Source organism: Pedobacter sp. G11, assembly GCF_003860265.1.
In the GTDB taxonomy this organism is placed as follows: Bacteria; Bacteroidota; Bacteroidia; order Sphingobacteriales; family Sphingobacteriaceae; genus Pedobacter; species Pedobacter agri.
This window is the reverse complement of sequence record NZ_CP034190.1, coordinates 297,491-310,366: the sequence shown is the minus strand read 5'-3', so window position 1 is coordinate 310,366 and position 12,876 is coordinate 297,491. Positions and strand designations below refer to the sequence as shown.

The 12,876-nt window shown below is 38.4% G+C and carries 13 protein-coding genes; 8 read left to right on the top strand and 5 right to left on the bottom strand.

What is annotated here, in order from left to right:
- Positions 1–17 precede the first annotated feature (17 nt).
- From EA772_RS01280 to EA772_RS01265, 5 genes are all read left to right on the top strand, one after another.
- Entirely contained in the window at positions 18–3,287 is a 3,270-nt protein-coding gene (locus tag EA772_RS01280; RefSeq protein ID WP_168187460.1) for a DUF6443 domain-containing protein, read from the top strand.
- Positions 3,288–3,334: 47 nt separating this feature from the next.
- Entirely contained in the window at positions 3,335–3,697 is a 363-nt protein-coding gene (locus EA772_RS01275) for a DUF1493 family protein (protein ID WP_168187459.1), read from the top strand.
- Between the two features lie 310 nt (positions 3,698–4,007).
- Complete coding sequence (locus EA772_RS22360) at positions 4,008–4,130, top strand: hypothetical protein (protein WP_256370011.1); 123 nt, start codon at positions 4,008–4,010, stop codon at positions 4,128–4,130.
- Between the two features lie 26 nt (positions 4,131–4,156).
- On the top strand, positions 4,157–4,621 hold the full coding sequence (locus EA772_RS01270) for a DUF4265 domain-containing protein (RefSeq protein ID WP_124910884.1): 465 nt from the start codon (positions 4,157–4,159) through the stop codon (positions 4,619–4,621).
- Between the two features lie 3 nt (positions 4,622–4,624).
- Entirely contained in the window at positions 4,625–4,948 is a 324-nt protein-coding gene (locus EA772_RS01265) for a hypothetical protein (RefSeq protein ID WP_124910883.1), read from the top strand.
- A 1,510-nt stretch (positions 4,949–6,458) separates the two neighbouring features.
- Here EA772_RS01265 and EA772_RS01260 read toward each other — a convergent pair.
- The 4 genes from EA772_RS01260 to istA all read right to left on the bottom strand — a co-directional run bounded on the left by EA772_RS01260 (position 6,459) and on the right by istA (position 10,541).
- The gene (locus EA772_RS01260) at positions 6,459–6,950 is read right to left on the bottom strand and encodes a hypothetical protein (RefSeq protein ID WP_124910882.1); all 492 of its coding nucleotides are present in this window, start codon (positions 6,948–6,950) and stop codon (positions 6,459–6,461) included.
- Positions 6,951–7,079: 129 nt separating this feature from the next.
- Positions 7,080–7,955 (bottom strand): ankyrin repeat domain-containing protein, encoded by an 876-nt coding sequence (locus EA772_RS01255; RefSeq protein WP_124910881.1) that lies wholly within the window; start codon positions 7,953–7,955, stop codon positions 7,080–7,082.
- A gap of 289 nt (positions 7,956–8,244) precedes the next feature.
- Positions 8,245–8,976, bottom strand: a complete 732-nt coding sequence (gene istB, locus EA772_RS01250; RefSeq protein ID WP_124910880.1) for an IS21-like element helper ATPase IstB — start codon at positions 8,974–8,976, stop codon at positions 8,245–8,247.
- A gap of 11 nt (positions 8,977–8,987) precedes the next feature.
- Positions 8,988–10,541 (bottom strand): IS21 family transposase, encoded by a 1,554-nt coding sequence (istA, locus tag EA772_RS01245; protein WP_210405037.1) that lies wholly within the window; start codon positions 10,539–10,541, stop codon positions 8,988–8,990.
- Here istA and EA772_RS21965 point away from each other — a divergent pair.
- Positions 10,491–10,730 carry a hypothetical protein gene (locus tag EA772_RS21965; protein WP_168187444.1) on the top strand — a complete coding sequence of 80 codons (240 nt, stop codon included), beginning with the start codon at positions 10,491–10,493 and terminating at the stop codon, positions 10,728–10,730. The genes istA and EA772_RS21965 overlap by 51 nt on opposite strands.
- A 332-nt stretch (positions 10,731–11,062) precedes the next feature.
- Here EA772_RS21965 and EA772_RS01240 read toward each other — a convergent pair whose 3' ends face one another.
- The gene (locus EA772_RS01240; RefSeq protein ID WP_124910879.1) at positions 11,063–11,572 is read right to left on the bottom strand and encodes a hypothetical protein; all 510 of its coding nucleotides are present in this window, start codon (positions 11,570–11,572) and stop codon (positions 11,063–11,065) included.
- A gap of 549 nt (positions 11,573–12,121) precedes the next feature.
- Between EA772_RS01240 and EA772_RS01235 the strand changes: the two genes are divergently transcribed.
- Both EA772_RS01235 and EA772_RS01230 read left to right on the top strand, forming a co-directional pair.
- Positions 12,122–12,544 (top strand): hypothetical protein, encoded by a 423-nt coding sequence (locus EA772_RS01235; RefSeq protein WP_124910878.1) that lies wholly within the window; start codon positions 12,122–12,124, stop codon positions 12,542–12,544.
- A gap of 54 nt (positions 12,545–12,598) precedes the next feature.
- Positions 12,599–12,841 carry a hypothetical protein gene (locus EA772_RS01230; protein ID WP_124910877.1) on the top strand — a complete coding sequence of 81 codons (243 nt, stop codon included), beginning with the start codon at positions 12,599–12,601 and terminating at the stop codon, positions 12,839–12,841.
- Positions 12,842–12,876: the final 35 nt, after the last annotated feature.

The window sequence follows — 12,876 nt, the reverse complement described above, 5'->3', positions numbered from 1 at the left end:
TACTTAATAGAAAGAACATGAAAAGACTTATACTTTCAGCAGCATTAATGCTTCTGTCCATGTCTCCGATTTTAGCTCAATCGCCATTGAGTTATCTGAACTGTCCGGGTTTCAATTCAAATCCAAGTGCTGGACAAAATTTCGTGAGCACAAAGGTATTCCGTATACCAGGGGTTCGCAACGGGAATGATGTTGCTCAGGGGGGGAGGAATATTTGCGATGTCACTCAGACCATCCAGTATTTGGATGGTCTGGGGCGTGCCGTTCAAAGTGTAGCCGTTAATGGCGGACTCCCGGGGCATGATGTAGTTACGCCTATAAGTTATGACAATTTTGGAAGGGAGGAGAAGAGATATCTGCCTTACTCGGTGTGGAATAATCAGGGTGCTTACCGTTCAGATGCGATCATTGGGGGCGGGCAGGCTGGGTACTACAATTATCCGCCTTCGGGAATTGTGTCGACTACTGCAGCTTTCTCAAAAGCAGTTTATGAGGATAGCCCACTCAACCGTGTTGTTGAACAGGGAGCTCCGGGTGTAGATTGGCAGCCAGTGGTTGGAAACAGTTCAGGTCATACAGTGAAAACCTATTACGGTATCAATAACTGGGGTGAAGTGAGGCTGTGGATCGTTAATGGCAATGGTGCTGCACTAAGCGGAAGTGATAACGGATATTTTCCTGCGGGTAAATTGACTAAGACGACTTTGAGGGATGAAAACTGGAAGGCGGCTGATGGAGCTATGGGTAGTACGGATGAATTTAAGGATATGGAAGGGCGTGTGATTTTGAAACGGGTGTGGGAGACAGCGACAAAGAGTCTTAGTACTTATTATTTATACGATGAATACGGCAACCTGCGATATGTTCTACCTCCGGCAGTAAACCTGAATACAGACAAGCTGGCTGGTGAACTATCTGCTTTCAATGAAGTGCAGACAGAGTTTATGGATTTTATATATGCTTATCACTATGACAGCCGGGACCGGGTAATTAGAAAAAAAATTCCGGGTAAAGGATGGGAAGAACTAATCTACAATCCGCTGGATCAGGTGGTTTTTACGCAGGACGCGGTTCAGGCAATAAGGGCTGAACGTGCATTCCTTAAATATGACGCCTTGGGCAGGGTAATTATGTCGGGAATAGAGATTGGACATACTGGCACCCGTGATGATGTTCAGGCTACCGTGAACTCCCTAGGGGACTTTTGGGATGACAGGGGAGCGGGTCAGTCCAGTCTTCATGGATATGATAATACCAGTGCGCCAAGTTATTTGCCCAACCTTCAGCCGGAGGTAGTAAATTATTATGATGATTACAATATTCCCGATATCCCGGATAACCAGTCGATGTATTTCAGCGGAATGATCAAAGGGCTGCTGACCGCCACAAAAGCGAAGGTATTGGGAAGTTTAAATGATTTTCTTTGGACCGTACATTACTATGATCGCGAAGGAAGGGTGGCACGGACTTATGCGCAGCATTATCTATCGGGTTCAGTGAACGCTTCAAACTATGATTTGACCAATAATGAATGGAACTTTGACGGAAGTTTGAAGCGCAGTGTGCGGACGCATTACGTCAATGGTTCCCCGACTACCATTGCGACGAGATATGAGTATGATCACATGGGAAGAAAGATCGGCACTTTTGAGAGCATTAACGGTGTTCAGGAAACATCATTGGCTCATCTTGTTTATGATGAAATTGGTCAGTTACGAGAAAAAAAATTGCATAATGATCTGCAGACCACTTACCTGAGTTACAATGAGCGGGGTTGGCTAAAAACCAGTTCAAGCAATGAATTCAGCATGGAACTGGTCTACAACGATGCGCCAAATATCGCGGATAAACAGTTCAATGGCAATATCTCAAAGCAGATATACAACAATGGTGGAAACGGTAACACGATCAATTACAGCTATGATGGCTTGAACAGGCTATCTATAGGTGAAGTATCGCCTAATGTTCTGAGCGAGCGGATTTCTTATGATGTGATGGGCAACATTAATACGCTGAATAGAGATGGCGTAAATCCAAATCAGTACCACTATAACGGCAACAGGCTCTGGTATGCCGAATATTTTACTAATGGTTATGATTATGACGAAAATGGAAATGCCAGGACTGATGGAAGGAATGGGATGGTCCTTACTTATAACCGTTTAAATCTCCCCGCAACTGCTAACAAGGCGGGCATGTCATTGACATATACATATGATGCAAATGGAGTCAAGCTACAGAAAAATGCGAACGGGGTGGTCAGGAACTATGTTGACGGCATCGAATATAAGCCAGATGGAAGCATTGATTTTATTCAGAATGAAGTCGGTATTGCCAGGAACAATGGCTCGGGATATATCTATGAGTACAATTTATCTGACCATCTTGGGAATGTACGGTACAGTTTTAACCAGAACGGAACGAAGTTACAGACAGATAACTATTATGCTTTTGGAAAAAGAAGCCCAACATTTGCATCTTCAAGTGACAATAAATATCTTTATAACGGCAAGGAGTTGCAAGAGGAATTAGACGGTGAGTATGATTACGGGGCAAGGTTTTATGATCCGGTAATAGGGAGGTGGAATGTTCCAGACCCATTACAAGAGGACGAATATTGGAGTGCGTACGATGATGCTTATGCTCAGGAAGCTTCGAATGAGGGATACGATGTGGATGCAGCTGAAGGTAGAACAAATGCAGGTAGATATTTCAGTTTCTTAGGCCCACTTAATATGATAACTGCAGGGAATTCAGCTGTTCACTATAATTCAAGTCCTTATGCTTACGTATTAAACAATCCTCTTAGCTATATCGACCCTTTGGGACTTGATACAGCCAAAGCAAATCAATTGAAAGATGTTACTATTACCGGTGAAAAGGGAATTAATCTTTGGGGACCAGGTATGATTTTACTAGGGCAACCAACTATACCGAAAGATGGACGTATTGTTAGGTATTTTTACGATCATGCATTTGCGGTAGGTAAAAACAAAAGAACTTCAGTAGCCTCTCTAGCTTCTAGAGTAGCTGTAAGAAAAATTGAACAAAAAGCGGGCGATAGAGTTGCCAAAGCAATAGGTAAGAAAGCCGCGAGGCTAGTTTTTAAGCGCCTGGGTGGATTGGTAGGTAGGGCTATTCCCGGAGTGGGATGGGCGATAACTGCTTCTGATGCATGGGAATTTAGAAATGAAATTGGAGCAGGGGCTAAAGCCTTTAGTGCGGGCGCAGGAGATTATTATAAGCTTCGGGCAAATCCAGAGACGGGCTGGATGTATGCAAAATAATAAGGCTTAACTATTATATATTTTTCTTAGGTTCTAAAATGATAGATATGGAAGATGAGTTTTTAAAGAAAATCAGATCATTTGTGTATGATGGTGGTTGGGGCTATGCCTTGCCATTTCCTTTGTTGCTAAAAAAAAAGGAAATTAATAGAGATACAAAATTAGTCTCGGATTTAAAAATTACAGGTGATGATGCAGAGGAATTTTTTCTGGCATTTGCTAAGGAATTTGATGTTGACGTAAGCGAATTTAAGATAGGAGACTATTTTGGCGATGAAGAAGACTTTGTTTCTGGTGCGATCAAAGACCTCTTTAGGAATAAGGAAAAAGGTAGAAAGCCATTAACTATAGGCCAGTTAGAAAAAGCGGCTATAGCGGGCCGTTTAGATGAAAATATTATAAATTCTTAAACCCTGATTTACTATTGTAAAATTTTACAAGTAATAGGCGCAGAGGCTTTTGCTAATTAGCCAATAGGCTGCGTAAACAAGTATGCAACCTATTGGCTTGTTTTGTAATCTTTAAGTTGTGTTATTGTACGTAAATCCCGCGTTAGGCACGTCTGTCTGTACAAACCAGAGTAGATTGACCCCATCTCACCGGAAATAAATTTGCTGCAAAGTTTTGCTTGTCTGCATGTTATAGAATTGGCGAAAAGGGGTCAAATTTATTGTTATATGCAATAAAGATCAGAGTCATATTTTTAACATCAGTACTTACATGACTGATACAATAGATTTTAAGTTGATTGATGCTAATCCAGATTTGACAAACGAAGAACTGGAGAAACATCCAGATATTGTTAAAGGATGGAAACATCAGCTAACATACATAGGTATGTAACCAAGAAATAATTAACCTCTTTTTAAATGGCCGAAGAAGAACACGAAAAAATACTTTTCCAATTTTATAGCAATGTTCTTGACGAAGAGACTATAGAAACAATGTGGGCTGTAGTAATTGATAAAGAAAATGGCCTTTACAAATTGGACAGTATTCCCTTTTATGCTCCCAATGTTGCGGCCAATGACATTATCTATGCAGAATTTGATGAAGATCAGGAACGGCTAACCTACAGACATACTGTTGAATCTTCTGGAAATTCTACTGTTCAGGTCGTAATGATGGATTCTGATGCTGTTACAAATGAAATAAGAGAAGTATTTGACTCGCTTGGCTGCTCTAGCGAAAAGTACAGCGAAGGATATTTTGTAATTGATGTCCCTAGTAGTTTGAACTATGCAACTGTACAGGATAAGCTAACCGAGCTACAAAATGCTGGGATTCTCGATTATGCAGAGCCCTGTTTATCTAAAAAGCACGGGCTGGAGTAAGTTATGAAAACCAAAATCGATATTTTATCTGATAGAGAAGTAGAAATTGGGGATTATGCCGAGTCTCAAAATGGGACGATGGACTTTGTAACTGAAAAACTTTCCGCGGAAGGAATGTTTGAACAATATCGGAATATCCATAAATCATATCTTGAACTCTATTTTCGCATTGATGACGAAGCAATAAAGCTTGAAATCTTAAAGCGGCTGATTTTTTTAAATTGGTACGCTCTGGTGGAGCCGAGTTGTTATACAGGAATTGAAGATCTTGACAATGCAACCGTATCTGAATCGTATTCCATTTTAAATCAATATTTAATCGATTAAAAAATCGATACAGAATTTAAGTGGATGTTGTCTTTTTATTCCAGCTGGGACTACACCATTCTTGCATTTTCAGAATATAAACTTGAAGCCTTAACTGCATTTGTAAAAGGGGGTAGATACTTCCATTTTAAGCTGTCCTAAAAATCAGTTGCCAAAAGGCGTAATGGATAACAGGGTGGAGATTTCGGTAACTTTGACCACATCGTTTCGGAATTGCGGATCATTATGTTTCGGTCAAAATTGACCATCCCAATAGACTAATAAATAATAGGTTAATAATAAATCGGTTTTTTTCTTAAACTGGTCAATCCGACACGGAATCACGTGGTCAACGGAGCCGAAATCTCCACATAGTGAAACACTACTTTCATATGCTATCAAAAACGGACTGAACTTGGTTGATTAGAATTTCCCGATTCATTGGACTTCCAGCTTTGGAAAGCTAAATTTCTCCATTTTTTTTAAAAATAAAATAGGCTGGAAAACCATCTGTTTCTAATCGGTCGAAGATCGATAAAGTCAAATCTTTGTCAGCCATGTAATGTGTGCCCTCCATTCTATGGTAAGCTATAAGTTTTTGCCATTTGGCTTCATTGTTAGTATCATAATTGGATATAAACAGAAATTCAACGGGCTTGTTTCTGTAGTGTTCTTTGATTTAGCTACTGTTCGCTTCGATTTCTAAAAAGCAGGAACCACACCATGTTCCCTACATGTCAACAATCACAGTTTTTCCTTTATAGTAATTGGTTAAATCTTGATGTGTTTTTAGTTTTCTTGGTTGGATAAATTATATTGAGTTGATGAGCTCCCGTTTATCTTTCGCCGTTATGCCTGCAATCATGGAATCACTTTGTAAAGGGTCTGGCTTTGAGGAAACTGTGCTTTAAAATTTTGAAAAATACTTAGCGCATCATCTTTTTTTGAATATCTCAATTCAGAGAGTAATTGGATATAAGCAAATTTTTTAACTGAGCCTGTCAGACAAAGCTTTCAAGAATAAATATCAAACCTATTTTTACGACTTGGCTGTAATGGTCCAAATTTAGACAGTTTAAAAAAAAATGTAATGAATTGGCGTTTAATCATTTGACCGTAGTGTTTGGCAATGAATGAAAAAAGGAAGTACGACGCGACGTTATCGGCCTAAAAAATGGAAACAAAAATAACGGCTTATAACAATGGTTTTTGTAAATGTTTGGGCGAAGGGTGATACTCGAGTTCAGTAATTATTTATTACGTTAGTAATGGTAGATATATTTAAGTAAAATCAAAATTAGCAAAGCCATGAAACGTTATGTGGTACTTTAAAAACCGACAACACGAATGATAATTGAAGCAGAAATAATAAGTCAACCATATTAAGGAAAATATACCGAAAGAATTTACCACAACGAAAGTGCGTGGAATTCTCAAAGTTGTACTTTAAAAAAAATCTATAGCTTAAATTTAGTATCAAAAAACGAAGAATTTTGAACATCATCACATGCTCCTATAAGCATTCGACTGATTATGGAACTAACGATCTTCCAATATTTTCAGTAAAAAGTAAGGCAAAAGCCTCATTTGCATTTCCATACAATTTTTCATAGCCTTCTAGCTCATCAATGTAGTCTTTTAGTGCCGCATTAGTAAGAGTTGAGGCTGTGGATAATCCAGAATATAAATAAGGGAAATTGTTTCTATTAGGGTTAGGTGTATGTAAAAATAATGCGTCGCTACTACTCTCGAAATCTAGCACTAAAACCCACAATTGAAAGTCCTTATCTAATGATTTAGAAAGTTTTTGTAGTATATGAAAATGCCTAAATAACTTATCGAGATGTGGCTTGCGTTTTCTAAAACTGCTGTTCCCATAACCATACCAATCAAAATGTGTATGCCATAAGTCAAACCAGGCCAAATCAGTATTCGAAAAACTCAATTCACTCCAATCATCAGTCTTAAAATCCAAGTTTTTATAATACCTCCTTAGCCCACGATGTTTTTTATATCCATGCATTTGGTTTTAAAGATAGAACTCAATTATTATAGATCAAAACAATTACAGGCTTTAGATAACTAGAATATTTTCCGTCTGAAGTTTATCTCATAAAACGAAAGAATAATTAGAAAGACTTAATATGTATTCCTAATACTTTTGAGCGTATTCCTCCCAGGTTTTAGGGTATTTCATTTTGATGGCTTTAAGTACGTAATCCGGGATATGCTCTTTATAATAGTCCAAACCTTTTCCTTTCAAAAAGGCTATGACGGCAAGCTTTTTATTATATTCTGGTGATTGAAGATCTAACAGATTCTTTCTTAATGCCTCCAGAATATAAACATCATGTCCATCAATCAATTTATATATTACCTTTTTGTAATCAGCTCCATTTTCTAGAAAATATAATGCCACATCAATTTTATCCCGTTTGATAGCAATTCCTAAGGGCAAGTCTGTATTACTGTTATTATTTGGATAATTTACATCAGCTCCTGCCTCAATTAAAAGTGTTACCTTTTCAAGGCTGTTAGCATAATAATACGATATTGCAGAAGTTAAAGCAGTTTGCATCGGTGAATCATTGTCTTTTACAGATTTATTTTCTCCCACTTTAGGATTACCTTTATATGCTAACAATAATTTCAGATACTTTGAATCTTTATTTTCAGCAGCATTAATAACCGCTGTTGCCCCACTACACCTATCTCTTAAATTCGGATCTGCTCCAACATCCAATAGAATTTTGGCACTTGCATAATTGTTATTGAAGATAGACATCATTAATAATGTATTACCACAACGGGATTCCTGATAATCAGGATCTATCTTATTTTCGATCACAAGTGTTTTTACTTCGGAGGTATCTTTATCCCTTACAGCTTTGGCTAAAGGCCATGCTGGCGTATCTTGAAATAAACGATAATCATACCCGGTCAGTTTTGATTTTGCTACCTTTCCATCTGAATTTGAACAGCTTGTCAAAAACAGACAAATAATAGTAGCCTTTGATATTTTTTTCATAACATCATCAATGTAATTAATTTTCGACACTACTTAACTTCGTTTGGAAATAAATCAGTAACAGGCATAGGATTGCAAAAACTATTTTATCAAAAAAGGTAAATTTTCATAGGAATGAGAATTTTACCTTAGGTTCTTGTCTCAGAAAATGAAGATATATGCTGAGCGAGCGTATTGATTATTCCGAACAAAGTACACCACATTCCGAGGCATAGTGCACCAGTTTGGTTCTGGCTTTAGCACTAACTTTTAACCATATCACTTTTGGACAAAGCGATATTCTGTAAACTTAATGATTTTTTTTATTTCTCATGGATTTGCCCGTGAGTGCAATTCTGTGAGCAGATGCTGACAGCCTGTCCATAATTGCATCTGCAAGTGTAGGTTCATCTATAAAGTTGTACCAGTTATCTACTGGCAGCTGTGAGGTTATTATTGTCGCACCGTTGCCATATCTATCCTCCAGAATATCAAGTATTGCAATCCTGGCATCATTGCTCAGGGGCTTAAGCCCGAAGTCGTCTAATATCAGTAGCCTATTTGAGGATATCCCCTTAATCCATCGGAGGTAAGTTCCATCGAGCCTTGCCTGGGCAAGAGCATCCAGAAACTTATTCATACTGAAATATAGCGTACGGAATCCAAGTAGGCAGGAACTGCGTCCCAGTGCACAGGCAAGGAAACTTTTGCCGCACCCGGTAGCGCCGGTAATAAGCACATTTTCACCACGTTCAATGAAAGTGCCGTCCGAGAGTCTTAGTACCTGTTCGCGGGTAATGCCACGCTCGGAAGTACAGAGTATATCTTCGGGAAGGGCATGATATCTAAGTTTACTGTACCTGAGATATTTTTCTGTTCTTGCATACTCGCGGTACTCGATTTCTGCCTGGATAAGCATAGCGAGCATTGAATGTGGGTCCTGGATTTCGTGTATTGGCAATTGTAGCGTTGCCTCATAGCGCCTTGCCATTCCGCCCAGCCTTAGGCTTTTCATCTGGTCTACTGTGTTCTGTGTATTCATATTGATCTTTATTAGTTGGTTTTGTATGCTTCAGCTCCTCGCACGTTCTGGTGTAGCGGTGTCCTGTATTCTTTCTGTTCTATTTCCTCGACCATGTCCATATTGTTGTCAAGAATGTTTTTTATCACAGTATATTTAAACCTGTGTCCGGTGAGTGCTCTTTTGCAGGCAGCTTCCATTCTTGCCGCCCCGTAGGCTTTCAAGAGCCGCATCAGTCCGGCGCAGCCAGCATATGATTGATGGATGACGGGATTGCTCTGCATCAGCTTTTGAATAAAGTCATAAGTGTTCTGACCTGCTTTTTCAGCCTGTTTCAGATAATATTCAGGATCCCATCCCTTTTCATCCGAAAAGGATTGGTGAGCTTCAGGCATATGTTCCCTTACGGTTGTGAAATGGTGTTTTCTGAAACTCCGGACATGTATGGCAATCCGGGTGCAATTATGGAAGATTTCAACGCTGTCCATACAATATGAAATCCTGACCTCCTTGCCGATATATCTGAAGGGAACGCTGTAATAGTGCCAGTCTTCACCTACGACGACATGATAGTTCTTCTGAACTTTTGCCCTGGTGTAGTGCTGGATAGAGAATGATGTTTCTGGAAGTGGTTGCAAAAGTGCAGACTCATTATTGTGGAATAGCTCATAGCGGCTGAAACTTTTGCGTTGAAAACTAAGCTGGTGGTGTTCATTAAGCTTAATTCTGATTGCCTCATTCAATTCCTTGAGACTGTAGAAGGTCTGGTTCCTAAGTTTGGCATAGATGCGCATATAGGCTATCCTCACAAAGTTCTCTATGCTTGGTTTATCCTTTGGCTTATACGGGCGTGCAGCAAAGAGCGCAATCTTATTATGGTTAGCCCATTGCTCCAGCATCTCGGTAAAGACAGGTTCATACTTTGAGCTTTTGGATACCCATTGCCTCATATTATCCGATTTTACCCCTTTGGGCACACCACCGATATAGATGAGTGCTTTGTTCAGTGCCGATACAACCTGAGGCAACTTTGCATCTACAAGTGCTTCCACGTAACCGTAACCGCTAAAGGGAAGAATGGCAAGAAACACCGGACAGCTAACCAGTTCTCCTGTAGAAGTATCCAGATAATGCAGTGGCGCACCGGCAAAATCAACCTGCATCATCTCAGCTGGCTTATGCTCAAAATGCATAACGGCCTTCGAGGCCCGGTTATGTTCCTGCAGCAGATCACAGAATCTGGAATACTGGAACCCTTCCGGATAATTGGTAATATACTCTTCCCACAGCAATAACCTGGTTACGCCTTCTTTGGTGGCGAGCTGTTCATTGTGATATTCTAAATGTTCAAGAAAATGAACCCGCCTGGGGTCAGCATCCTCCATTACCTCTTCGTTTATAAGGCCAAGAATCTCATCGATGTCCCTATCAGAGAGCTTTAGCAAGCCACCAAAAGTCAAACCTGTCGATCTGAACTTTTCGAGGTAACTCGCGATGGTACGCCTGTTGACCCTGACCTCTTTTTCTATTTTCCGTTGGGAGACACCCTGATCCAGGAAAATGAGTATCTGTCTAATCTTATTCATGCTGAGCAGTTTGTTCGCCATATCTACAGGGGTAAGCTTGATGCTTACCAAACCTATATAATTGGCGGGTTAAACTATGCCCAATTGCGTAATATGGTTAAATATAATGGTGCAGTATGTGTCGGAATGGCAGAGAAAAATAATCCTGAAATGAACCAAAAATGGCGCACTTTGCCTCGGAATATTTAATTAGCTCAAACAAAAACTGGTGTACTTTGGCTCGGAATGACTGGTGTACTATGCCTCGGAATGGGTGGTGTAGTATGGGTCGGAATATCCACGTATATCGAGTCACCTTTACACTTCGTTGTCTCAACGAATTTGAAAGCGATGAATATTTTAAACCAGAAACTGACCCTGACGTTGAAATTTTGGAGATAAATCTGGCAGTGTTGGTAAATGGCGGCTATATCTTAATCAAGCTGTATGCTTTATCGGTTTTGAACAAAATTGTCCCAAGCAATTATTACATAATATTTATTGCTTTGTAGAAGAAATTAAAAATACATTGCTAGAAAAGATCATTTAGTTATCAATAACCTACGGAAGAAATGAAGGTGATATTTAACAGCCAAATCAGGGAACTTTGAAATCAAATAGCGATCTATATTTTGCCCAAGCAGGCTATTAATTATTATCTTCTCTTCATTTCGAAAATTAATTTGAATAAAGTAATAATATTCATTATGAGCTAAAGTTCTTGCCCCACTACCATTTTTTTTGTGCTGAGAGGTTGAAAAAACTTCAATTGAAACGATCTCATCGATAGAATAGGTTTGATTATCGTACGTTATGAAATCACTGCCGACTATCAGAACACGTCCTCTTGCATATTTGATATAATTTATATGTAGAATAATAACCGGAATGAAATAAAATAATAAATAAATAATCAGCAAAATAATTGAGCTAGGAAAAAAACTATCCAATGCATATCTAAAAAGCACCGAGATTGCCATGAATGAAAACGTGATAACTATTATTCCTTTCAATGCTTCTATTTGGCTTCTAAATGTTAATGTATATTTCATTACTTGCTAATTATAATATTGTGACTATTTACAATTATTAATTACTGTTGTAATATCTGGGATGGTGATTTCTTTCAGCTCTAATAAGTGGTAGTAAATTATTTTAGTGCTAACAACTTCTTTTGGAACCTGCCCATTCACGGTATACATTTCATTATTTTTTCCATCGCTGTTTCCGAGTATAATCCAATTTTCGTGGAAATATCTCGATTAGTAGGAATAGCTCCTTCTATGTTCAAGGGTAAACCTGCAATATAGGCATGAGAGTATTGGTTATAAATATCTGTTGCAGATATTTCGCTATTATCATTTTCACAGCCTATTAGCAGTAAACTTATTAAAACATATGAGAATTAAAAGATTAGGTTTCATAAAAAATCAAATATAATATTCATTATTGTTTAAACGTAATGCATGCTTGAGGAATCTCAAAAAACGAAGAATTAATAAAATCCTAATGAGTATCAGCGGAAGAAGCCTATCTTTTGATTAGATTTATACAAATAATAGATCGCTAACATCTTGTACGCACTTTTTATAGAATAAGTAATGGAGGTTAATTTTACGATAAAAAACAATACAGCGGCTTTAAATTTTAAAGACACAAATATCGACTTACATAATAATTTTAATTTTGTCGGTTTAGACTATCAGTTGCCAATAAGAGAAATTCATTTAAAATGGGTAAAATCAAAGGGTGACTGGGTTGGTCCAGATGAATTCTCTTTTTTAATCCTAAAACATCGAGATGTTACTTTCTTTAAGGTGATTGAACAAGACGAAAATAGTACACCTGATGATGATAGTTGTCTAGGGGAGATTACATTTTTCCCTTCCTCTGCAAGGGATTTCATCGATAGTTATCTTCCACAGGAAAAACCCAACGAAAATGATGATATCAAATACTTTTTTGAGGGTGGTCTTCAGATAATAATTCATTGCAAACAAATCCATTTAGATGCATACAAATAGAAGAATACATAAGTGTGTCTCGTCCTGCTATAGCTTGTCATTAAAAACTGAAAAATGGCAACAAAAAGCAAAGACAAAACAAAAATTGCAACTAGAAAACCTTGGGGACGATTAAGCGATGATTTGAAAGAGAAAATCATTTGCGAGATCAAATCCAGTATGCTCAGTCAGCGAGCAGCTGGACGCAAATATGGCTTACCTTCAAGTACCATTGGCAAATGGATGGGGAAGCATAATTTGGCTATCTTATTTCATTCAAAGGCATCTTATGAACTTTCAGCGATGAACGAAAACTAAGAGACACACATAAATAGGATAATAACGGCAAAAAG